The 22769-nt window shown below is 38.2% G+C and carries 21 protein-coding genes; 10 read left to right on the plus strand and 11 right to left on the minus strand.

Annotated elements, in window-relative coordinates; all coding sequences use genetic code 11:
* Window positions 1-348: 348 nt before the first annotated feature.
* The 5 genes from xseA (at window position 349) to hisG (ending at window position 6496) form a co-directional block, all read left to right on the plus strand.
* Window positions 349-1938: an exodeoxyribonuclease VII large subunit gene (gene xseA / locus ME5_RS03645; protein WP_196793523.1), complete on the plus strand. Its 1590-nt coding sequence runs from the start codon at window positions 349-351 to the stop codon at window positions 1936-1938.
* Window positions 1938-2534, plus strand: a complete 597-nt coding sequence (locus ME5_RS03650) for a DNA-3-methyladenine glycosylase I (protein ID WP_008038517.1) — start codon at window positions 1938-1940, stop codon at window positions 2532-2534. Before xseA ends, ME5_RS03650 begins: the two co-directional genes overlap by 1 nt.
* A gap of 611 nt (window positions 2535-3145) precedes the next feature.
* Complete coding sequence (gene hisS, locus ME5_RS03655; protein WP_008038519.1) at window positions 3146-4660, plus strand: histidine--tRNA ligase; 1515 nt, start codon at window positions 3146-3148, stop codon at window positions 4658-4660.
* A gap of 13 nt (window positions 4661-4673) precedes the next feature.
* Entirely contained in the window at window positions 4674-5801 is a 1128-nt protein-coding gene (locus ME5_RS03660) for an ATP phosphoribosyltransferase regulatory subunit (protein ID WP_008038521.1), read from the plus strand.
* Complete coding sequence (gene hisG / locus ME5_RS03665) at window positions 5798-6496, plus strand: ATP phosphoribosyltransferase (RefSeq protein ID WP_008038522.1); 699 nt, start codon at window positions 5798-5800, stop codon at window positions 6494-6496. The genes ME5_RS03660 and hisG overlap by 4 nt, the downstream gene beginning before the upstream one ends.
* Window positions 6497-6565: 69 nt before the next feature.
* Here hisG and ME5_RS10620 read toward each other — a convergent pair whose 3' ends face one another.
* The 3 genes from ME5_RS10620 to ME5_RS03675 are packed head-to-tail and all read right to left on the minus strand — an operon-like array spanning window position 6566 to window position 7531.
* Window positions 6566-6727: a hypothetical protein gene (locus ME5_RS10620; protein WP_196793578.1), complete on the minus strand. Its 162-nt coding sequence runs from the start codon at window positions 6725-6727 to the stop codon at window positions 6566-6568.
* A gap of 1 nt (window position 6728) precedes the next feature.
* Window positions 6729-6950, minus strand: coding sequence for a hypothetical protein (locus tag ME5_RS03670; protein WP_008038524.1), 222 nt, complete (start codon window positions 6948-6950; stop codon window positions 6729-6731).
* A gap of 53 nt (window positions 6951-7003) precedes the next feature.
* Window positions 7004-7531: a peroxiredoxin gene (locus tag ME5_RS03675; protein ID WP_008038525.1), complete on the minus strand. Its 528-nt coding sequence runs from the start codon at window positions 7529-7531 to the stop codon at window positions 7004-7006.
* Window positions 7532-7727: 196 nt separating this feature from the next.
* On the opposite strand from ME5_RS03675, the gene ME5_RS03680 reads away from it, so the two are divergent.
* The 4 genes from ME5_RS03680 to ME5_RS03695 all read left to right on the plus strand — a co-directional run bounded on the left by ME5_RS03680 (window position 7728) and on the right by ME5_RS03695 (window position 13252).
* Window positions 7728-9359, plus strand: coding sequence for an alpha-D-glucose phosphate-specific phosphoglucomutase (locus ME5_RS03680; protein ID WP_008038527.1), 1632 nt, complete (start codon window positions 7728-7730; stop codon window positions 9357-9359).
* Between the two features lie 221 nt (window positions 9360-9580).
* On the plus strand, window positions 9581-10159 hold the full coding sequence (locus ME5_RS03685) for a sugar dehydrogenase complex small subunit (protein ID WP_008038528.1): 579 nt from the start codon (window positions 9581-9583) through the stop codon (window positions 10157-10159).
* Window positions 10160-10221: 62 nt separating this feature from the next.
* Window positions 10222-11823: a GMC family oxidoreductase gene (locus tag ME5_RS03690; protein ID WP_008038530.1), complete on the plus strand. Its 1602-nt coding sequence runs from the start codon at window positions 10222-10224 to the stop codon at window positions 11821-11823.
* Between the two features lies 1 nt (window position 11824).
* Complete coding sequence (locus ME5_RS03695; protein WP_008038532.1) at window positions 11825-13252, plus strand: cytochrome c; 1428 nt, start codon at window positions 11825-11827, stop codon at window positions 13250-13252.
* Window positions 13253-13366: 114 nt separating this feature from the next.
* Here the strand turns inward: ME5_RS03695 and fumC are convergent, their stop codons facing one another.
* From fumC to groES, 4 genes are all read right to left on the minus strand, one after another.
* Entirely contained in the window at window positions 13367-14755 is a 1389-nt protein-coding gene (gene fumC / locus ME5_RS03700; protein WP_008038534.1) for a class II fumarate hydratase, read from the minus strand.
* A gap of 120 nt (window positions 14756-14875) precedes the next feature.
* Window positions 14876-16024, minus strand: a complete 1149-nt coding sequence (locus ME5_RS03705) for an acetyltransferase domain-containing protein (RefSeq protein WP_008038535.1) — start codon at window positions 16022-16024, stop codon at window positions 14876-14878.
* Window positions 16025-16169: 145 nt separating this feature from the next.
* Complete coding sequence (gene groL / locus ME5_RS03710) at window positions 16170-17804, minus strand: chaperonin GroEL (protein WP_008038537.1); 1635 nt, start codon at window positions 17802-17804, stop codon at window positions 16170-16172.
* Between the two features lie 59 nt (window positions 17805-17863).
* Window positions 17864-18160, minus strand: a complete 297-nt coding sequence (gene groES, locus ME5_RS03715) for a co-chaperone GroES (RefSeq protein WP_008038538.1) — start codon at window positions 18158-18160, stop codon at window positions 17864-17866.
* 462 nt (window positions 18161-18622) lie between these two features.
* On the opposite strand from groES, the gene ME5_RS03720 reads away from it, so the two are divergent.
* Window positions 18623-18961: a zinc ribbon domain-containing protein YjdM gene (locus ME5_RS03720; RefSeq protein WP_008038542.1), complete on the plus strand. Its 339-nt coding sequence runs from the start codon at window positions 18623-18625 to the stop codon at window positions 18959-18961.
* Window positions 18962-19298: 337 nt separating this feature from the next.
* Here ME5_RS03720 and ME5_RS03725 read toward each other — a convergent pair whose 3' ends face one another.
* The 4 genes from ME5_RS03725 to trpS form a co-directional block, all read right to left on the minus strand.
* A complete protein-coding gene (locus ME5_RS03725; protein WP_008038544.1) occupies window positions 19299-19871 on the minus strand; it encodes a NifU family protein in 573 nt (190 codons plus the stop codon).
* Window positions 19872-19976: 105 nt separating this feature from the next.
* Entirely contained in the window at window positions 19977-20468 is a 492-nt protein-coding gene (locus ME5_RS03730) for a universal stress protein (RefSeq protein WP_008038546.1), read from the minus strand.
* 15 nt (window positions 20469-20483) lie between these two features.
* The gene (locus ME5_RS03735) at window positions 20484-21566 is read right to left on the minus strand and encodes a sensor histidine kinase (RefSeq protein WP_342413255.1); all 1083 of its coding nucleotides are present in this window, start codon (window positions 21564-21566) and stop codon (window positions 20484-20486) included.
* A gap of 86 nt (window positions 21567-21652) precedes the next feature.
* The gene (gene trpS, locus ME5_RS03740; RefSeq protein WP_008038551.1) at window positions 21653-22723 is read right to left on the minus strand and encodes a tryptophan--tRNA ligase; all 1071 of its coding nucleotides are present in this window, start codon (window positions 22721-22723) and stop codon (window positions 21653-21655) included.
* Window positions 22724-22769 lie beyond the last annotated feature (46 nt).

Below are 22769 nucleotides of genomic sequence, written 5' to 3' on the forward strand. Positions count from 1 at the left end.
ATTGTGAATATTGGCACCAGGCGTTATTTTGACATTGCTTGTTAATAAAAAAATGACTTAAAATGTTTTTTGTCATTCATCGCAAAAAAGACGCGTGAAAGGTGTTTTTATGATGCATATCTATAAAAAATAAGAAATTAGGCTCATTTCAAATTGTTATCATTACATGATGTCTGTCATTCACATTTATAATATACAATGGCAGTTTTGATAAAATGTTCCTAAAATAAAATAAATTTTTGTTCGATAACTGTTATGAAACATTGCTGAGATCTGTAATAGACACAGTCAGACAAAATATGCACAATAGAGATGAAAAATAAGCGAACAAATTTAGAAATTAAAAAAATGTCTGATTTTTTTACCGATGTTACGTCTTCAATACAACAAAAACCAACGACAAATGCGACTGAATTTAGCGTTTCGGAAATTTCGAATGCGTTAAAACGCACTGTCGAAGATGCCTTTGGTCATGTTCGTGTGCGAGGTGAAATTACTGGGTTTCGCGGAACGCATAGCTCGGGTCACGCTTATTTTGCTCTTAAAGATGACAAAGCACGAATGGAAGCGGTGATTTGGCGCGGGGTTATGGCTAAACTTCAATATAAACCAGAAGAGGGCATGGAAGTTATCGCCGTTGGCAAATTGACAACTTATCCCGGTTCTTCAAAATATCAGATTGTTATTGAAAATCTTGAGCCTGCAGGCGCGGGTGCTTTGATGGTTCTTTTAGAACAACGAAAAAAGAAGCTTGAAAGTGAAGGGTTGTTTAATTCTGCAAATAAACAACTTCTGCCTTTTATGCCTCGTATTATCGGCGTTGTCACATCTCCAACTGGATCGGTTATAAGAGATATTATTCATCGTATTTCTGATCGTTTTCCTCTTCATATCCTTGTTTGGCCTGTTCGTGTACAAGGAGAAAAATCGTCTCAAGAAGTGGCACATGCTGTTGATGGGTTCAATGCATTGGATGGAACAAATGGTTTGCCTAAGCCAGATGTGGTGATTGTTGCACGTGGGGGAGGGAGCTTAGAAGATTTATGGGGCTTTAATGATGAAGATGTGGTGCGTTCTGTGGCACGATCTCTTATACCCGTTATTTCTGCCGTCGGTCATGAAACCGACTGGACATTGATTGATTATGCTGCCGATGTGCGTGCTCCAACACCGACAGGAGCGGCAGAAATGGCTGTTGCTGTTAAAGCAGATCTTGAAGCTACTCTTGTTTCACTTCATGCGCGTTTAAAAGCTGGACTTAGGCGCCATTTCGATTTTTGGCGTCAAAAACTTCAAAGCAATGCTCGAGCCTTACCTACGCCAGACCATTTGTTTGCTTTGCCGCGTCGGCGTTTTGACGAAGCATCAAGCCGTTTAATGCGTGCATTAGAGGTTAATAGCGATAAGAAACGACAAAATCTTACTTCAGCAAAGCGTGCTTTTTCACCACGTTTAATTGTTAATTTGACATTTCGTGAAGCGCAAGGATTAAAACACATGGATGTACGCTTTCTTCAAGCATTGCAGATAAATAATGAAAAAAAACGGCAAGGTTTAGTCGCTTTGGGAAGAAATTTAACACCGCGTTTGATCGTTTCAGCTTTCAGCCAAGAAAAAAAGAAAATGGTTTATTTTCATACAAGGCTATCGAATAATATTCGACAAATTATTGAAAAAAAGGTGTCTTCTATGGCAACGGTGTCGCGTGTTCTAGACACTCTTTCTTATGAAAATATATTGCAGCGTGGGTTTGCGCTGATTTTAGATGAAAAAAATGAGTTAATTAAATCAATAACACAGTTTCCTGATAAACAATGCGCAAAAGTGAAGTTTAAAGATGGTGAAGTCAAGGTTGTGAAAGCCCAGCCAGCACGTGAACAAGATAAAAATTCAAAGGATGTATCGAATAAAATACCTAAACAAGGGAGTTTATTCTAATGCAAAAAAAAGGCCTTATTACCGGTGTTGACGGCAAGGAACGATGCTTTTGGGTTGGTAATAATTCTTTGTATTGTACGTATCATGATAAGGAATGGGGAAAAGTTGTGAAAGATCCTTATCGTTTATTTGAAAAAATTTGTCTTGAAGGCTTTCAGGCGGGCTTATCATGGCTGACTATATTAACAAAACGGGAAAATTTTCGTTCTGCTTTTGAGGGCTTTGATTACAACAAAATAGCCCTTTATGATGAAAATAAAGTGGCATCTTTACTTCAAGATAAAGGTATTGTTCGTCATCAAGGCAAAATATGTTCCGTGATTAATAATGCCAAGCGTGTTTTAGAATTGGAACAAACTGAAACACAACTGTCTGATTATTTTTGGTCGTTTAAACCTTCTGAGGAGGAACGCTTTGATCGCGTGGATTATGAAACACTCATAGCACATCCGACAACTCCTGCTTCTCACCGTCTTTCAAAAGATCTTAAAAAACGTCGTTGGACATTTGTTGGTCCAACAACTTGTTACTCTTTTATGCAGGCTGTAGGTATCGTTAATGATCATATTGAAGGTTGTTTTTGTCGTGAACAATGAGACAGGGTTAGTCTTCAAATAAAAAAAATGTGTGAACGTTTTTTTATCTCTAAAAAATTTGAAATGGCATTTGCCTGATTTGTGAAATGTTTTTAGGTTTTTGTATGCGAAGTTGAATATGAAATATTGGATCCGTTTGAATCTCTCAATTTTAAACGATACGCTTCATCTTTTATCATGTGGAAGTGATTTTAAATTTTTAAATAGGATAATATTTTTATTTTTTCCTGTTTTTTTAAAAACAAGATTCAGTATCCCTTCATTTTAATGAAAAACTATAATAAACAAAAATAGTAAAAGAAAAGGAAGAAAGTTAAAGGCGGATAATATATTCTATTCTTGGTTTTTGTGAGAAAGAAAATTAAAGTGGTTTTTGTCCTTTTGATATAAGAAATTTTGTGGGTAATTTTGTTAAGCCTTCTTGTAAATATTCATATTTTCTGTGAGTCTGTTTTTCGTATTTTAAAAATCTTGTTCGATATTTAACAAAATGAAGTGGTTCTGCATCTAAAACTTACAACCGCGCAAGGGAAAGTCTTGCTCAGATTCAGTCAATCGGTTAAAAACAACAAAACGCAACCTTAATATTCCAAAAGAGATAACGAGACGATATGGCTAATAGACAAGAAAAAACCAAGGCACGTTTACCTCGTGGATTTGTTGATCGTACAAGTGATGAATTGAATGCAGCCGATGAAATGATTTCGGTTATTCGTCAAGTGTATGAACTTTATGGTTTTGAAGCGTTAGAAACGCCTATTTTTGAATATACAGACGTATTAGGTAAATTTTTGCCTGATGAAGATCGTCCCAATGCAGGTGTTTTTTCATTACAAGATGATGATGAACAGTGGCTATCTTTGCGTTATGATTTAACGGCACCTTTAGCGCGCTACTTTGCTGAAAATTATGAAACGCTTGCCAAGCCTTATCGAAGTTATCGTGCGGGTTGGGTTTTTAGAAATGAAAAGCCAGGACCGGGTCGGTTTCGTCAATTTATGCAGTTTGATGCCGATATTGTTGGCACACCGACGGCGGCGGCGGACGCTGAAATTTGCATGATGGCTGCAGATACGATGGAAAAACTTGGGATTGAGCGGGGCGATTATGTCATTCGCGTCAATAATAGAAAAATTTTAGATGGCGTTTTGGAGCTCATCGGCCTAAGTGGGAATGATCATACTATAAAGCGTTTAACTGTACTGCGCGCTATTGATAAGTTGGATAAATTTGGTGAAGACGGTGTGCGTTTGCTTTTAGGTGATGGACGTTTGGATGAAAGTGGTGACTTTACAAAAGGGGCAGGGCTTTGCGATGAAGCAATCGACCGTGTCATAGCTTTCATAAATGCTGGAACAAATACAAACACAAATCATGGTGAAACAACGCTTAAATTATTAAAAGAAATTGTCAAAGGGAGTGATATCGGTCTTGAAGGTGTAAATGAATTGGAAGAAATGCACGCCTTGTTTGTTGCGGCAGCTTATGAAGGACGTGTAAAAATTGACCCTTCTGTCGTGCGGGGATTAGAATATTATACTGGGCCTGTTTTTGAAGCAGAACTGCTTTTTGATGTTGTCAATGATGAAGGGCAAAAGGTTGTATTTGGTTCTGTTGGTGGTGGAGGACGTTATGATGGCCTTGTCTCACGTTTTCGTGGTGAGGTCGTTCCAGCAACAGGCTTTTCTATTGGCGTTTCCCGTTTAATGACGGCTTTAAAAAATCTTGGGAAATTAAAGATCTCAAATCGTCTTGGACCCGTTGTGATTTTGGTTATGGATAAAGACCGAAAGGCTTTGGCGCGTTATCAAAACATGGTGGCTCAATTGCGTAATCAAGGTATTCGTGCTGAAATTTACGTTGGTGGCTCTGGTATAAAGGCCCAAATGAAATATGCCGATCGTCGCCATGCTCCTTGTGTTATTATTCAAGGTTCGCAAGAAAGAGAGCAAGGACAAGTGCAAATTAAAGATCTGGTTGAAGGTGCACGATTATCATCTGAAATTGCTGATAATCAAACATGGCGGGAAAGTCGTCCTGCACAAGTGACCGTTGCTGAAAACGCTTTGGTTGAAACAGTAAAAGATATTTTAAACGCGCATCTATCGCAAAGAACGCAAGATTAAGAGTAGGATGCAAATGGCTCAAAACGATAGACTCTTTGGGCTGGTTGAGCAATATTATAAACACCTTGGTTTGGTCACAACACCTATCGCAGTTTTACAACCTGCAGAACCCTTTTTAGATAGCGTTGGCGAAGATCTTCGTAGACGCATATTTATCACGCAGAACGAAAATGGCGAAAATTTATGTTTACGCCCTGAATTCACAATACCAGTATGTTTGCAACATATTAAAAATAATGCTGTAACACCGCGCCAATATGCTTATTTGGGTGAAGTTTTTCGCCAACAGCGCTTGAATGATACGGGCTTTTATCAAGCTGGCATTGAAGATCTTGGCGATCCTCATGAAAAACACGCAGATGCACGCAGTTTACAAATGGCGCTTAATTTTATGAAACGCGTTGCACTAGAAAATTCGTATCATATTATTATAGGCGACCAAACAGTTTTTGCAGCATTATTACATGCTTTAAAAATAGACAATGTCTGGCAAAAAAAGCTTTTAAGAGCCTTTGGCAATGCGTCTAAACTGCACAAGATGTTAAGCGATTTTATGAGTTTAAAAGAAGAACCGCCTTTAGCACCTCATTTAGAAACTTTTGTTAAAAAAAATGATAAGAATGCTTTGATTGCATCTTTAGAAGAAGAGATGCGCGATGCGGGACTATCTCCTTTGGTAAGCCGCAATCCAGCGGAGATTGCTCAGCGTTTGTTGGATCGTGACGTGCTACAATCCAAACCGCTTTCACCAAAAAATTTAGCGATTATCCAAGAGTTTTTGCAACTTCGTATGTGCCTTCATAATGCACATGAAATATTGTTAAATTTTGCACAGAAGCATCATTTAAATCTGATGGATTCTCTTCATTCTTTTGTGGCGCGCAATGACGCTTTTCAACAAGCCAAAATTGATTTGAAGTCAATTGAATTTGATTCAGCTTTTGGTCGCCCTCTTGATTATTATACAGGTTTTGTTTTTGAAATACGTTCAAATGCTAATGTCATTGTTGGTGGTGGTCGTTATGATAATTTAATGGCGATGCTCGGCGCTAAAAAACCGATACCGGCCATTGGGTTTTCCATAAGTTTGGATCATATAAACTTACAAAGTCGCTCAGAGGCAGAAGGCAGAAAATTATGACAATAACACTTGCTTTGCCCTCAAAAGGACGCTTAAAAGAACAAACATTGGCAGTATTAAAGCGAGCAGGTTACGAGGTTGTTTTGCCTGACGATGAACGTCAATATAGAGCACAAATTGCGAATGCTCCTCATGTTGACATTCTTTTTCTTTCTGCTTCAGAAATTGCGCGTGAACTTGGCCATGGTCGTATTGATATTGGTGTAACAGGACAAGATTTGATCCATGAAACCCTTCATGCTCCGCATGAAAAAATCGTCGTGGAAGTAAAATTAGGCTTTGGCCATGCAGATGTTGTCGTTGCTGTTCCCTGTGTTTGGCATGATGTATCGACAATGGCCGATCTTGACGATGTAGCCGCTGAATTTCGGCCCCGTCATGGCAGAAGGCTGCGCATTGCAACAAAATTTTGGCGCTTGACACAACAATTTTTTTCTCAAAAACATGGTATTCAAGTTTATCGCATTGTTGAAAGTCTTGGTGCAACGGAAGGGGCGCCTGCCTCAGGCGCGGCGGATATGATTGTTGATATCACTTCAACTGGAACGACGTTAACCGCCAATGGTTTGAAAATACTTCATGACGGTGTGATTTTAAAATCGCAAGCGTGTCTTATCTCATCTTTAAAAACTAAAAATGAACCGATTGTTGCTGAATTTATTCATCGGATTCATTCAAGCATAGATTACGTTTAAGTCTATTCAAAAACATCAATATTTTATAAAATGTTATACCGACCTTTTTTAAGAATAATAAAAGTGTTTTTAGACAATGGTCGACAATGCATCAATGCCAGTGACATCAAGAACAGCTAATGTTACCCAAATAAGCACTGCTATTAAAAAAATGGCAAGCGCTAAGAGAATAAAAAAATGTTTACGAAGACGATGTTTGATCACGTTATGCGGATCTTTCAACTCGTTCATATTAGCCATCATTGGTCGCGTTTAGTTTATCAGGTTTGATGCCAGTATCCGCACCTGTATCCACAAGGTTTTCGCCATTTTGAGGCAAATATTTTTTTTTCAAAAGAGCGTCTTTCAGTAAGAATAACGCCGCTTCCTTTTCATTATGAAACATTGGATTATCACCTTGAAATTGCTTCAAGGCCAAAAAAATTTCATTGTCAAGTTTTAACGTTTTGCTCATAAAATGCCTTGGATTTTAAAAACTCCCTTTGGTAAGGGAGCTTTTTTGTAAGTTTAAGAATTTTGCAGACTTTTTAAAATATTTTGTGGTGCAGATTCACCGTAAGGATCGCTTTCACAATTGTCTGAAAAACCTTCTTCTTCAAACCATTGTTCAACAACACCATCATTAATAATGGCTGCATAACGCCATGATCTCATACCAAAGCCAAGATTATCTTTGGACACAAGCATCCCCATTTTACGGCTGAATTCCCCCGACCCATCAGGGATCAGTTTAACATTATTTACACCTTGTTGCTTGCCCCATGCATTCATGACAAAGGCATCATTGACGGAAAGACAATAAATTTCGTCAATGCCTGCTGCTTTGAAATCTGAATAGAGCTTTTCAAAGTCAGGCAATTGAAATGTTGAACAAGTCGGTGTGAAAGCACCCGGTAGAGAAAAGAGAATAACCCGTTTTCCTTTAAAATACTCGTCACTTGTCACATCTTGCCAGCGAAATGGATTTGGTCCACCGACCGCTTCATCACGCACGCGTGTACGAAATGTCACATTTGGAACTTTTTTCCCGATCATTATTATGCTCCTTGGTTGATAAATAAAATAATTAAAATGTAGCAAAACTCATTTGAGTTGGTAAAAGAAAGGTAAGAGATCAAACGCAGAGTTGCAAGCATTATCACTGCAATAAATATAATATGTTTAATGAATAGACGATATTGATAATTTACAATGCTCAATTATTTGACAATCAAATGATATGGATAAAAAAATGGCTATGAAAATAATTTCGACAACAGCTTTTACAGATCAAAATCCAGGTACTTCTGGTTTAAGAAAAAAAGTAAAGATTTTTCAGCAATCTCATTATGTTGAAAATTTTTTGCAATCCATATTCGATTGTGCTGGTGATATTGCAGGAAAAACATTTATCTTAGGTGGCGATGGACGTTATTTTAACAAAGAGGTTATTCAAATTGCCTTAAATATGGCTGCTGCAAATGGTGTGGGTTTGGTTAAAGTTGGAAAAAGTGGTATTTTATCAACACCTGCTGCCTCTCACCTTATTCGTAAATATAAAGCTCATGGTGGCATTATCTTATCGGCAAGCCATAATCCCGGCGGTGTTGATGGTGACTTTGGTATCAAATATAATATCGAAAATGGTGGTCCTGCACCTGAAAAACTGACACAAGCTATTTTTGATACTTCAAAGAATTTAACCCATTTTAAAATTGAAGATGTTGAAAATATTGATCTTGAGCATTTGGGACGAAAAAAGGTTGGTACAATGACAGTAGAAGTCATTGATAGCGTATCTGATTATGCTGATTTGATGGAAGAGCTTTTTGACTTTGATCTTATTCGTAAGTCAGTTCAAAACGGTTTCCAATTCAAATTTGATGCGATGCATGCGGTAACAGGTCCTTACGCCATGGAAATTTTTGTAAATAGGCTAAAAATGTCACCAGATAGCGTTATGAATGGCATTCCACTGCCTGATTTTGGCGGACGACATCCTGACCCTAATCCAACACATGCACACGACCTTTATGATTTAATGATGTCTGATAATGGTCCAGATTTAGGCGCGGCCTCAGATGGTGATGGCGATCGTAATCTGATTATTGGTTGGAAGCAATTTGTTACACCTTCTGATTCTCTTGCTATTCTTGCAGCAAATGCAAAATATATTAAAGGGTATAAAACTGGTATCAAGGGTATTGCGCGTTCTATGCCAACCAGTGCTGCCGCAGATCATGTGGCGCAAAAAATGGGTTTAAACATTTTTGAAACGCCGACAGGTTGGAAGTTTTTCGGCAATCTTATGGATGCAAATAAGGTAACATTTTGTGGCGAGGAAAGCTTTGGCACAAGTTCCAATCATGTGCGTGAAAAAGATGGTTTATGGGCAGTTTTATGTTGGTTGAACTTAATGGCGGCAACTCAAAAAAGTGTCAGTGAAATTGTTCAAGACCATTGGGCTGAATTTGGGCGTTCTTATTATACGCGTCATGATTATGAAGAGGTTGATGGACAGGCAGCCAAACAAGTGATGGATACTCTACGCGATCGTTTACAAACCCTTCAAGGGACGGACGTTGCAGGGCTTACGATCGAAAAAGCAGATGAGTTTTCTTATCACGATCCAATTGATGGTTCTATAAGTGAGCATCAAGGCATACGTATCTTTTTTGTTGGTGGAGGCCGGCTTGTTTATCGACTCTCTGGTACGGGAACATCTGGGGCGACTTTACGTCTATATATGGAACATTATGTCCGTGATTCACTCAAAATAGATGATGACACGCAAGAGGCTTTGGCAGCATTAATTGTCGCTGGAGATGAATTAGTTAATCTTAAGAAAAAGTTAGGGCGCAAAAAACCTAATGTTATCATTTAAACTATTAAATTTTTATCTCACTCATATTTTTAATATCAAAATTTTGAGGTTTTTCTAATTGAAGATGTTTCTTTATCTTTCAGTTATGATTATTGATGAAATAAAAATTTTTAGAATAATAGGTCTATTCAAATGATTGTGATCCAATGTGACAATGCTTGCCACACTATGATCGTCCACCTATAGTTTTGAAAAAATTGAAATTTTTAAGGATGAACTTCATGAGCAAGCAAAATGTTTCATCTGTCAGAGCAGAAACCATACAAAAAAATATGATGTCACGGCGTCAGATTTTATATGGTGGAGTGCTTGCGACGATGACTATTAGTTTTTTACCAAATATGATTAGGCCATCTTTCGCTGTATCCTCAACTGAAAATTTTCCTAAAAATTTTGCAACAATAAGTCGTATGTTGGTTGGCAGACATGCGTTGAATGATAGCGTTATAATGCGTGGATGGACGGGGTTGGTAGATAAATTTTCTGATTTTTCTGGGCGTTACCATGCACTTGAGAAAGCGATTTTTACGTCAAAACTTACATCAATTGAAGTGATAAAAACTTCTACGCTTTTTAAAGATCCAATACACAAACAAACGATTATGGAGATAATATCAGCTTATTATCTTGGCCGTATTGGAGAAATTCATGCAAATAGTGAAACCAATAAGGCCTATCCTGTGACATTTTCACAAGCTTTGATGTGGGAGCCTACAATAGATGTGACTGTATTGCCAACTTATGCACGCGGTGGTCCAGGATATTGGCATGAGACTCCGCAAACGCTCACGACCGATTAAATCATTTTTTATAATTTACATAATTTGGTTACGGATAAATAAAAACAATTGGGAATAAACTTATGAAAAATTATGATGCAGATGTCATCGTCATCGGCTCGGGTATCATTGGCAGTAATTCAGCACATATATTGGCTAAAGCGGGAAAAGCGGTGATTATTTTGGAAGCTGGACCTCGTGTTCCAAGGTGGAAAATTTTACAAAATTATCGAACAAGTGGTAATGTTTACGCCAATGGGGGCAATAGAAATGCTCCTTATCCTTCATCTGCTCAAGCTCCCACTTCGTATGAAGAAGGTTACATTGTCAATACGGGACCACAAACATATCTGCCTGGACAATTGCGTCTAGTTGGAGGGACGACATGGCACTGGGGTGGAGCATGTTGGCGCAATTTGCCCAATGATTTTAAAATGAAATCTATTTATGGTGTAGGGCGAGATTGGCCAATAAGCTATGATGATCTGGAACCTTACTATCATCAAGCAGAGGTTGAATTGGGTGTTTCTGGTGATAATGAGGAAGATTATAGCGGGCACGGGCGAGGGACGTATCCACCGCGAAAAGAACCATTTCCTATTCCACCGCAAGTTTATAGTTATTCAAGTCAAACAATAAAAAACAAACTGGCTGAAAATGGTTATCCCTTTACTTACCAACCTAATGGTCGTGCTACAGTGCCTTACGATAATCGTCCTGCATGTGTGGGCAATAATAATTGTTCCCCAATTTGTCCGATAGGTTCTCAATATAGTGGTGATCGTCATGCATTAAAAGCAGAACAGGCTGGCGCAAAAATTATAGAAAATGCCAGAGCTTATAAACTTGAAAAAGGTGAAAAAGGTAAAATTGTTGCTGTGCATTATTTTTCACCTGATGGAACAAGCACACGGCTAACCGCACGTTACTTCGTTGTAGCAGCCCATACTTTGGAGTCTGCGCGCTTACTATTATTATCAGATGTCGCCAATTCGTCAGATATGGTTGGACGAAATTTAATGGATAATAATGGTCATGGACTGATCTTTTTTGCCAAAGATCCTCTGTGGCCCGGACGTGGCCCAGTTCAGCAGGGTGATATTATGAAATGGCGAGATGGTGCATTTAGAAAAACACGTAGTGCCATAAGGCATGAAATTGGAAATTATGTTTCCAATCCGCCAGTTACGGAATGGCTTTTAAAGCAGGGCATAGTCGGTGATGAATTGGATGAAAAAATTCGTTACTATTCTTCTAGAACCATTGAGATCTCATCAAATTTTGAATTGCTTCCTCACGTTGAAAATCGCGTATCTCTTAATTCAGAAAGTAAAGATATATTTGGGCTTCCTCAAATGTCAATTCATTTCGGCGTTGATGATTATGTGCGTGCCGGAGCTAAAGTTGCTATTGAGGATTATCATAAATTTATTGATATTTTTGAAGGTGAAGTCTTCAGTATGACAACCGACGTATGGGAAAACCGGGATCATCCGGCAGGGTGTATGATTATGGGAGAAAATGCAAAAGATTCTGTTGTCAATCATGAAGGTCGTACATTCGATCATGATAATCTTTTCATTTCTTCGACGGGTGTTATGCCTACAGTAGGTGTTAATAATCCGACGATGACAGGTGTTGCACTAGCTCTTCGCAGTGCTGACCTTATTTTAAAGGAGATTTAAGATGAAATCTCTTATTTTTTCATTACTTGCTTTTATGTTTGCAACCGTTGGTTCAATTGCACAAGATAGTTTAGACAAAATTTCAAAGGGTGAATATATTGCGCGCGCAAGTGACTGTGTCGCTTGTCATACCGCTAATGAAAATAAGCCATATGCGGGAGGATATGCTGTTGGTACACCATTTGGTACAGTTTATTCTTCTAATATTACTTCTTCTAAGAAATTTGGGATTGGTGATTGGAGTGAAAAAGAGTTTGCTGATGCCGTTCGTCAAGGCATCAGTAAATCGAAAGGTCGCTTATACCCTGCAATGCCTTATGATGCCTATCATGCTATGAGTGATGATGACGTAAGTGCGCTTTATGCCTATTTGCAAACAACAAAACCAGTGGATGAGGCACCAAAAACAACGAAGCTTACTTTTCCCTTTAATATGCGTTTTTTGATGATAGGCTGGAATATTTTTAATGTGTCCTCGGGTTCAAACCATGTTGAAGAGCTTGATAATTTAAGTCGTGGACGTTATTTAGTTGATGTGCTTGGTCACTGTGGAACATGTCATACGCCTCGAAATTTTATGATGGGTCTTGATACGTCAAAGCATCTTGCTGGTTCCAGTGCTGGTGGTTGGCATGCTCCAAATATAACATCAGATAAAATTGCAGGAATTGGAAGTTGGAGTGATGAAGAAATCGCTACCTATCTACGAACAGGGCACATAAATGGCAAAGGTTCAGCCGCAGGTGATATGGCTGAAGTTATTCAAAATAGTACGCAGTATTACAACGATAGGGATTTAAAAGCTGTTGTAGCATATTTACGTACTATACCTGCAATTTCTGATCCTCATCAAAAGCGTGCTCGATCTGATTTTGGTCAACCTGTATCGAATAAATATGATATTTTTAATGAGCAAGAACAACGTTATTTTGCTTCCGTTGAAGATAAAGAAAATGAAAATAAGAATATAACAGATGAACGTGCAAATATATCAGCTTTAGACGGTCAGATTCTTTTCAATAATAGTTGTGCTTCGTGTCATCAACCAAGCGGTTCAGGCGTTAAAGGTGGATATTATCCCTCTCTTTATCATAATTCAACAGTTGGTGCGGTTGATTCTTCAAACCTTATATTGACTATTTTAAATGGTGTTTCACGAAAAACGGCTGAAGAATATGCCTTTATGCCTGCTTATAAAGACACCTTTAGTGATGCTCAAATCGCTTCTGTTGCTAACTATGTCTTACAAAAATGGGGCAATCCAGACGCCCACGTTAGTGAACAAAAAGTCAATGATTTGCGTTTAATGAAACCTAATTATTCATCCACGCCGCTTCTCGTCCTTTTTTGGGGTGGTGTCGCTTTCGCACTAGTGGTTCTGTTATTCATTATTCATCTTATCATTCGTCGAAAAAGAACCAAATACTAAATTTGAAAACATTGACAGTAATGTTTTGTGAATAAGATTTCTTATTCACAAAACATTTTTGAAAATGCTTTTAATTTTTTTATTAATATTAGATTATTAAATTTTTATTTTGTCTTATTTTGGATGGATCATATCTTCTGGTTTGACCAATGTGTTATAGTCACTTTCTGAAACACCTGCTTTAAGCGCTTCCTCACGCAAGGTCGTACCATTTTTATGAGCAGTTTTTGCAATTTTTGCTGCCTTATCATATCCAATAGCTGGAGCAAGAGCCGTTACTAGCATGAGCGATTGTTCCATCAAATCATGAATGCGGTTTTCATTCGCTTTAATACCTTTGATACAATGGTCAGCAAATGACACCATGCAATCTGATAAAATAGCGATGGATTGTAAAACATTATAAGCGATAACAGGCTTATACACATTCAGTTCAAAATGACCTTGGCTTGATGCAACAGTGACGGTTGTTTCGTTACCGAAAACTTGTGCAGCAACCATCGTTAAGGCTTCGCATTGTGTTGGATTGACTTTCCCAGGCATGATGGATGATCCTGGTTCGTTTTCCGGTAGGCTTAATTCTCCTAGTCCAGAACGTGGGCCAGAACCTAAAAAACGAATATCATTAGCAATTTTAAAAAGATCTGTTGCCAATGCATTGAGGCTGCCATGAAAATGTGTAAGTGCGCCATGGCTAGCAAGAGCTTCAAATTTATTGTCGGATGTTTTGAATGGCACACCCGTAATGTCGCTGACTGCATGAGCAAAGCTTACATCAAAACCAATGGGCGCATTGAGTCCCGTTCCAACCGCGGTGCCGCCTTGCGCAAGTTTCATCACATCCTGCAACGCACTTTCAATGCGCTTATGATTATATTCCAAAGCAGCACGATAGCCTGAAAATTCTTGTCCAAGTGTGACTGGTGTTGCATCTTGAGTGTGCGTACGACCAATTTTTATGATTTTGTCAAACTCTTTTTCTTTGTCTTTTAGTGCAAGTGTTAAATGGTCAAGTGCTGGAAAAAGTCGTTTTACAGTTTGTAGTGTGGTTGCAATATGAATAGCAGTTGGAAATGAATCATTTGAGGATTGGCTCATATTGACATGATCATTAGGATGAACAGGTTTTTTTGATCCCATTTCACCACCAAGCATTTCAATCGCTCGATTGGAGATCACCTCATTTACATTCATATTTGTTTGTGTGCCAGAGCCTGTTTGCCAAACCACGAGTGGAAAATTATCATCAAGCTTTGAAGAAATAACTTCATCTGCTGCTGCAATAATCGTCTTGCCAATTTGTGTATCTAATTTTCCTGCTTCCATATTGGCTATAGCGGCTGCTTTTTTGACAATTCCAAGTGCATGTATGAGGGCAAGAGGTTGCTTTTCCTCACCAATTTTAAAATTGTGCCTTGAACGTTCTGTTTGCGCACCCCAATAATGGTCGCCAGGAACATCAATTTCGCCAAATGTATCCGTTTCGGTACGTTGAGTTGCCATATTAAAACTCCTTTTTTATGGCTTTGACGATAGCTCAAGAAAACAAAGCTGAAAAGAGCTTATACATGATTATATGCTCTTTGTTGTCTTTCTTCAAACATCGTTTATGAGATTGAGACTTTAAAAATATTTTAACCACGTTATATCACGTCGTTTTGCTTTGAAGCGGGCAAAAGAACGCACGGGAAAATAAAGTGCAATGATGAGTATAATGCTACATAGCCAAACAGAACTTATTGTATCAAAGCCAAAATATTGTCCTTGGTTTAATCCCCAAATTGAAACTGCCCCCACATAGAGAAATTTTAAAATATAGAGATGAAAAACGTAAAAAAACATAGGCACGCTTCCAAAAACTGCGAGCCAGCCAATAAGCTTTGTATTTTGAAATTTTTCAAATAAAGCAATTAATATACAGCCTATCCCTAAAGTTAATAAAAGAAATAAAAGTGAAGGGGGATATTTTGTAATGTTAAAAAAACTCATAGATGTTTGGAGCAATGTATCGCCCTCATGCCAAGGCTTTTCTCCATAGGCATTCAGAAATCGTAAACTTAAAAATATGAAGATTGTAACGATACCTGTTGTTAATAAAATTGTTTGACGCTTTAATGAAGGCATTGATTTTATAAACAATCCACCAATGGAATAACCAAGAGCAATGACGCCGATCCATGGCAGTACAGGATAAGAAGTGCGTATTCTTAAATTATCACCAAATTCAATCCATGAACGGTCATGTAAGATTGCCCAAGGAATGTAAAAAAAAGAGTCGGCTGGAAAATGAAAACCATCAAGAAGATTATGACCAACAATAATAACAAGTCCAAGTATGCCGATCCATGTCCGGTGCAGCCAAATGATTGCAGAAAGAGCTATCATACTTAGGCCAATGGCCCATATGACTTGTAAATAAATAACTTTGGGTGGGAATTGGAATGTCCATGCAAAATTGATAATGGTCACTTCTAATAAAATAAGCAATAGTCCGCGTTTTAACAGAAATCCCGATACATCTTTTTTTGATTGTACTTTTTGTGCGTAAAGTGAAGCGGAAATTCCCGTTAAAAGGACAAAAATAGGCGCACAAATATGGGCAAGTGAACGACTAAAAAATAACCAAAAATCTGTTGTCTGAACGTTAATAGGATCACCAACTTGTTGATGAAGAAAAAAAGTTTCTCGGACGTGATCAAGCATCATAAGAATAATGACAAAGCCACGCATGGCATCAATGTAAATGAGGCGGTGAGAAAATTTTTCGCGCATAATAATTTCCGTAATGATATAATATTACATTTGATAACGTATTTTTTAACAGATACCAACAAAAAATTTTACGTAATTTTTTTACGAAACTGAAATAAAAAAACGGGCCCGAAGGCCCGTCTTAATACTATAATATAAGGATTTATTAAAAATCCATTCCGCCCATTCCGCCGCCTGGCATTGGAGGCATTGGTGCATCTTTTTTCGGTAATTCTGCAATCATTGCTTCTGTTGTGATTAAAAGACCAGCAATTGAAGCTGCATTTTGTAATGCAGAACGCACCACTTTAACTGGATCAACAATACCTAAAGCAATTAAATCTCCAAATTCACCATTGGCCGTATTATAACCATAAGTGTCTTTGCTATTTTCAAGCACTTTACCAACAATGATTGAAGCTTCTTCACCAGCATTTGTTGCAATTTGACGAGCTGGAGCTTGAAGCGCACGGCGAACAATATTGACGCCAGCTTCTTGATCAGGATTGTTACCTTTCGATTTAATTTCGGTTGCAGCACGTAAAAGAGCCGTACCACCACCTGCAACAATACCTTCTTCAACCGCGGCACGTGTTGCATTTAGTGCATCGTCAACGCGATCTTTTTTCTCTTTCACTTCAACTTCTGTGGCACCACCAACACGAATAACAGCAACACCGCCAGCCAATTTTGCCAAACGTTCTTGAAGTTTTTCACGATCATAGTCAGATGTTGTTTCTTCGATTTGTGCTTTAATTTGATTAACGCGTGCTGAAATTTCTTCTTTTTTACCAGCACCATCAACGATTGTGGTGTTTTCTTTTGTAATATTTACTTTTTTCGCACGACCAAGCATGTCAAGTGTGACATTTTCAAGCTTAATGCCAATATCTTCAGAAATCACTTGACCTGAAGTTAAAATTGCAATGTCTTCCAACATAGCTTTGCGACGATCGCCGAAACCAGGTGCTTTTACAGCTGCAATTTTCAAGCCACCACGCAATTTGTTAACAACGAGTGTTGCCAAGGCTTCACCTTCAACATCTTCCGCTATGATAACAAGTGGTTTTCCTGATTGAACAACAGCTTCAAGAACAGGCAATAATGCTTGTAAATTGGAAAGCTTCTTTTCATGAATGAGAATATAAGGATCATCCATATCAGCAATCATTTTTTCAGCATTGGTGACAAAGTAAGGAGAAAGATAGCCACGATCAAATTGCATACCTTCAACAACTTCTAATTCTGTTTCAGCAGTTTTAGCTTCTTCAACCGTAATAACGCCTTCATTGCCAACTTTTTGCATGGCCTCAGCAATCATTTTGCCGATTTCAGCTTCACCATTTGCAGAAATTGTTCCTACTTGTGCAACTTCTTCTGAAGTGTTAATTTTTGTTGCTTTTTTCAACAAATTAGCAACAACTTCATCGACAGCTGCATCAATGCCGCGTTTTAAATCCATAGGATTCATGCCAGCAGCAACAGCTTTTGCGCCTTCTTGTACAATCGCTTGACCAAGAACGGTTGCAGTCGTTGTACCATCACCTGCGACATCATTGGTTTTAGACGCCACTTCGCGCAACATTTGTGCGCCCATATTTTCAAACTTATCTTCAAGTTCGATTTCTTTGGCAACCGATACACCATCTTTTGTGATGCGAGGTGCGCCGAAAGACTTATCAATAACAACGTTACGACCTTTGGGGCCGAGCGTCACTTTAACAGCATTAGCAAGAATATCCACGCCACGTAGCATTTGCTCACGTGCATCGCGGCCAAATTTTACTTCTTTAGCAGCCATTTTATTTCTCCTTGGGAAGTGTCCCGGATTGATGATTAGAATTTATGAAAAAACGGTAATTAGCCGAGGATTCCCATAATGTCGGATTCTTTCATGATAAGGACATCTTCGTTACCAAGCTTAACTTCAGTGCCTGACCATTTGCCAAAAAGCACACGATCACCTGTTTTAACGTCCAACTCAACAAGTTTGCCGCTTTCATCACGAGCACCAGGACCTACAGCAATAACTTCACCTTCTTGCGGCTTTTCTTTTGCTGTATCTGGAATAATGATACCACCAGCTGTTTTTTCTTCTGATTCAACCCGACGAACGACTACGCGATCGTGAAGTGGGCGAAATTTAGTGTTAGCCATGTTTTGAACCTTTAAATTGTTTCAACTCTATTTAAGCTCACTTAATAAAGACTTTGTCTGATAGGACAGAGCCTTGAATTAGCACTCACATCTTGCGAGTGCTAACTTCACTATAAGAGATAAAAATCACAAATTAAAATGTCAAGGACATCCAATAAATTTTTTTTATCTTTCTGTATGCGATCTCATTTTACTAGGATTATGAATGTTGTGTGATTAGGCTAATGAATGTTTCGGGCGTTTTGTTCGCGTCATGATAGAAGCATCACGCTCAAATCCGATACTTATGACTTCGGTAAGTTTAAAAAAGTACACTGTAAAATAGTATCTTAATATAAATATTCTTTTTATTTTATAATGGTCGGAATTTTTAATACTGCGAGATTTATGGTCTTGGTTGATTTATCGTAAAGTTCATCGCATAAAGGAAAAAAATACATAGAGTTAACGGATGAATATAAGATGAGTGATTTTCCTGCCTGTCCACAATGCCATTCAATATATACTTATGAAGATGAAACGCATTTTATTTGCCCAGAATGTGGACATGAATGGAACGATAAGAGTGCCAGTACACAAGAATATGTAGTGCGTGATTCTAATGGAACGATTCTGGCTGATGGTGATACAGTAAGTGTGATCAAAGACTTAAAAGTTAAAGGGTCCTCTTTGGTTGTGAAAGTGGGAACCAAGGTCAAAAACATTCGTCTTGTTGAAGGCGATCACGATATTGATTGTAAAATACCAGGTGTAGGACAAATGGGCTTGAAATCAGAGTTTGTGAAAAAGGTACAAGATTAATTTTTAAATTATTTTTAAACTATTTTTTTACAATACATCTTACAGATGATGTGATTAAAGTTTCAAAATTATGCTTAATAAATAATTGGGCAACATGGCTTATTGTTAAGTGTATCAGACTATGTAACTGACAAAGAATGCACGTTTTTATGCTCAGATTGTAAGAAATGATCCGCTTTTGTATCAAATTTTTAAAATATAATGATATAAAATATTACGCTAGCATTTGTTATTCATTATGATAGCACAGCAAATTGAGATGAGTTTTTCATAGCGTTGTTCTTCCATGACATGGTCGTCTGCTAAGAAAGGCTTGACGACCATGTATATTGGTAATTTATTGGGGCATAGCCTCAACACCCATCACTTCAGGCACAAAATGGCGCAACAGATTTTCAATGCCATGTTTGAGGGTTGCAGTTGACGACGGGCATCCTGCACATGAACCGCGCATGTTTAAATAGACAATACCATGATCAAACCCACGAAATGTAATATCGCCGCCATCATTGGCAACGGCGGGGCGAACGCGTGTTTCAATCAATTCTTTAATGGCTTCAACAATAGTTCCATCTTTTTCATCAAAAAATTCTTCACCATTTTCGTCATTTGTCATAACCGTATGCCCAGCCATAACAGGAAGATCAGACATGAAATGTTCCATAATGGTCCCCAAAATAGCAGGTTTTAAATGTGGCCATTCACCATTATCTTTAGTGACAGTGATAAAATCATAGCCAAAAAAAACACCACAGACGCCAGGAATGGCGAATAATTTAGCTGCTAAAGGTGATTTTTTAGATGCTGCTTCTTGTTGACGAAAATCAGCGACACCTTGTTCTAAAACAATGCGTCCTGGAAGAAACTTTAAAGTAGCAGGATTTGGTGTTGTTTCCGTTTGAATAAACATTTTAAATTCCTTTTCATGGTCAAGGCATGATAGGTCAGAGTTACAATATATTTTATATGAGTTATTTATTATGTTAATTTCAAGATCAAAATAGGATATTATTTTTTAAGTCAGTGCATCCATATCTTCATCGCTTAATTCATCAGGTAAAATTGTTACGGGAATAGAAAAACTACTCCCTTTTGCCGCGATGGATTGAATAAGTGGTCCGGGTCCGTCTGCGTTGGATGATGCTGCGAGAACCAAGAGTGCAATATCTTGATCTTCATTGATTAATTTGGCAATCTCGTCGGCTTTTTGTCCCTCTCTAACGCTAATTTCAGCCTCAATACCCTGCATATCACGCACTTCAGCCGATACATGCGCCAATGTCATATGCGCTCTTTCTTCTGCTTCTGCACGCATGATATCGCTTACGCCTAAAAAATGTTGAAATTCGGAACTGTCGATCACATAAAGAAGAATGAGGGTGCCATTTGTGTTTTTTGCGCTGCGAGAGGCGTAAGCAACCGCTAGCCTGCATTCTGGCGTCTCATCAATAATGGCAAGAAATTTTCGTTTATGTCCTTCTTCACGGCTCAGTCTTTTTGAAATCATGTTTATTGCCTCTTTTTATAATGCAGCTGCTAATTGAATAACACAACTAACCCCTTGCTCATTGTAGTTCACGTCAACCTTATTTCTTTTATCAAAGCTTAATCCACGTTGAATTAAAGCAGATCCAAATCCTTTTTTTTCGGGAGGTGCAGAATTTACGGTCCCTATTTCACTCCAATGTATATGGATCATGTCATCATCGTCTTTAAACCAAGTGATTGATATTTTACCTGTTGATTTTAAAAGCGCACCATATTTGATCGCATTGGTCATCAATTCATGAAATATCAAAGCCAATGGCAAGCCTGCTTTTTCAGAAATGTTGGTTTTGGGACCAGAAATTGTAATATTCCCAAAGGTATCAACCGCGACAGCTAATGCATTTTTAATCAGACTTTCAAGATCACTTTGTAAAGAAGTGCCTCCGTCGAGCAATGTTGTTTGGGCAGCAGATATTGCTTGTAATCTTGCACTTACGGCTGCAATAGCGCTCTCTTTATCTTTTTGACTGCGTAAGGTGAGTGTCACAATCGCATTAACCATTGCAAGAATATTTTTAACGCGATGTGCTGATTCATGGGCAAGAATATGAAGCTTATTTTCAAAACTTTTACGTTCTGTAATGTCAATGCCTTGCACATATATGCCCATAACCTCATCACGATTATTTTTAATCGGCTGATGGATAAAATCGACATAACGAAGATCAGGTTCTTGCGCGTCAGGTCTTTCAATCAATACGGGTAGGCTTTCACCATGAAATGCTTCTTTCGTTTCCCAAACATGATCCAACAATGCTGTGAATCCTTGTCGTGGAATTTCTGGCATGGCATCAGCCACTGTGCGGCCGATAAGATCACGGTCGCCTACAAGTTTCATAAACGCATTGTTGACCATATAAAAGCGATGATCGCGGTCCAACAAGACAATGACAAAACCTGGCGCTTGTTGAACAAGATCGCGTAAAAAATCTATTTCAGCAAAAATTTGTTTTTTTGCTTTTGAATCTGTGTCTTGTTTAACGATAACGACCTTACCTGTTTCGTAATTGTTATATTGAAAGTGTTCGACAAAACATAAAAAGAATTTAAACGAAATTTATCCTTGTGCAAATATTTTTATGAAAAAATTTTTATTTTACTTATGTTAAGCAACGGCTGTGAAATGTATTTAGTCTTAACATATTATTTATTTTGTAAAAAACCAACAATATCACGGACGTTTTTCATAGTGCCTTCAGCAAGTATAGCGGCTCTTTCAGCACCATCTTGTAAGACATGATCAATATAGCCAGGATCATTGTTTAAGCGGCGTAATTCTTCAGTGATTGGAGATAGAACGCTTACGGCAAGATCAGCCAGTGCAGGTTTGAATTCAGAAAATTGTTTTCCCGCAAAATCATTAATGACATCTTGTTTGCTCACTCCTTTTAAAGCCGCATAAATTCCTACGAGATTGTCGGCCTCAGGACGTGTCGCTAAAGCGGTGAGGGTGTCAGGTAAAGGTTCAGAGTCTGTTTTTGCCTTACGAATTTTTTTAGCAATATCATCAGCTGCATCAATCAAATTAATTCTTGAGAGATCCGAAGGGTCAGATTTTGACATTTTTTTTGTGCCATCGCGTAATGACATGATGCGCATAGCGGTGTCGCCAATGAGAGCTTCCGTCATTGGGAAATAACCGTTAACTTTATCATCGCCCACTTGCATTTCCATGCCTATTCCTAACGCTTTAATGCGTGAGGAATAATCATTGTTAAATTTTTGCGCAATATCACGCGTAAGTTCAATATGTTGTTTTTGATCATCCCCTACAGGAACATGTGTGGCACGATAAACTAGGATGTCAGCAGCCATGAGACTTGGATAGGCAAATAATCCTAAAGAGGCATTTTCACGGTCTTTGCCTGCTTTATCTTTAAATTGTGTCATGCGATTCATCCAACCAATGCGTGCAATACAGTTAAAGATCCACGCCAATTCGGCATGTTGAAAAACACGAGATTGATTAAACACAATATGTTTTTTCGGATCAATGCCAGATGCTAGAAAAGCGGCTGTTACTTCTCTTGTTGATCGCATAAGATCGATGGGATCAGGATTAACAGTCAATGCATGCATATCGACAACGCAATAAAGACATTCATAGCTCTTTTGCAATTCTACCCAACGTTTGATCGCGCCAAGATAATTGCCTAAATGAAGATTGCCTGTTGCTTGTACTCCAGAAAAAACACGCGATTGAATTGGGGTCATGACGTAATGTCCTAAATTGATTATTATTTGTGATTTTGGCAAAGCT

Origin of the sequence: Bartonella tamiae Th239, assembly GCF_000278275.1 — a bacterium.
GTDB classification, from domain to species: Bacteria; Pseudomonadota; Alphaproteobacteria; order Rhizobiales; family Rhizobiaceae; genus Bartonella; species Bartonella tamiae.

Excerpts from the sequence above, each read along its gene's own strand:
- ME5_RS03730 (WP_008038546.1), bottom strand. The coding sequence starts at position 20,468 with ATGATTTCAAAAAGACTGAGCCGTGAAGAAGGACATAAACGAAAATTT.
- ME5_RS03690 (WP_008038530.1), top strand. The coding sequence starts at position 10,222 with ATGAAAAATTATGATGCAGATGTCATCGTCATCGGCTCGGGTATCATT.
- ME5_RS03720 (WP_008038542.1), top strand. The coding sequence starts at position 18,623 with ATGAGTGATTTTCCTGCCTGTCCACAATGCCATTCAATATATACTTAT.
- trpS (WP_008038551.1), bottom strand. The coding sequence starts at position 22,723 with ATGACCCCAATTCAATCGCGTGTTTTTTCTGGAGTACAAGCAACAGGC.
- hisG (WP_008038522.1), top strand. The coding sequence starts at position 5,798 with ATGACAATAACACTTGCTTTGCCCTCAAAAGGACGCTTAAAAGAACAA.
- ME5_RS03705 (WP_008038535.1), bottom strand. The coding sequence starts at position 16,024 with ATGCGCGAAAAATTTTCTCACCGCCTCATTTACATTGATGCCATGCGT.
- ME5_RS03685 (WP_008038528.1), top strand. The coding sequence starts at position 9,581 with ATGAGCAAGCAAAATGTTTCATCTGTCAGAGCAGAAACCATACAAAAA.
- ME5_RS03680 (WP_008038527.1), top strand. The coding sequence starts at position 7,728 with ATGGCTATGAAAATAATTTCGACAACAGCTTTTACAGATCAAAATCCA.
- hisS (WP_008038519.1), top strand. The coding sequence starts at position 3,146 with ATGGCTAATAGACAAGAAAAAACCAAGGCACGTTTACCTCGTGGATTT.
- ME5_RS10620 (WP_196793578.1), bottom strand. The coding sequence starts at position 6,727 with ATGAACGAGTTGAAAGATCCGCATAACGTGATCAAACATCGTCTTCGT.
- groL (WP_008038537.1), bottom strand. The coding sequence starts at position 17,804 with ATGGCTGCTAAAGAAGTAAAATTTGGCCGCGATGCACGTGAGCAAATG.
- groES (WP_008038538.1), bottom strand. The coding sequence starts at position 18,160 with ATGGCTAACACTAAATTTCGCCCACTTCACGATCGCGTAGTCGTTCGT.
- ME5_RS03695 (WP_008038532.1), top strand. The coding sequence starts at position 11,825 with ATGAAATCTCTTATTTTTTCATTACTTGCTTTTATGTTTGCAACCGTT.
- ME5_RS03725 (WP_008038544.1), bottom strand. The coding sequence starts at position 19,871 with ATGTTTATTCAAACGGAAACAACACCAAATCCTGCTACTTTAAAGTTT.
- xseA (WP_196793523.1), top strand. The coding sequence starts at position 349 with ATGTCTGATTTTTTTACCGATGTTACGTCTTCAATACAACAAAAACCA.
- ME5_RS03650 (WP_008038517.1), top strand. The coding sequence starts at position 1,938 with ATGCAAAAAAAAGGCCTTATTACCGGTGTTGACGGCAAGGAACGATGC.
- ME5_RS03660 (WP_008038521.1), top strand. The coding sequence starts at position 4,674 with ATGGCTCAAAACGATAGACTCTTTGGGCTGGTTGAGCAATATTATAAA.
- ME5_RS03670 (WP_008038524.1), bottom strand. The coding sequence starts at position 6,950 with ATGAGCAAAACGTTAAAACTTGACAATGAAATTTTTTTGGCCTTGAAG.
- fumC (WP_008038534.1), bottom strand. The coding sequence starts at position 14,755 with ATGGCAACTCAACGTACCGAAACGGATACATTTGGCGAAATTGATGTT.
- ME5_RS03675 (WP_008038525.1), bottom strand. The coding sequence starts at position 7,531 with ATGATCGGGAAAAAAGTTCCAAATGTGACATTTCGTACACGCGTGCGT.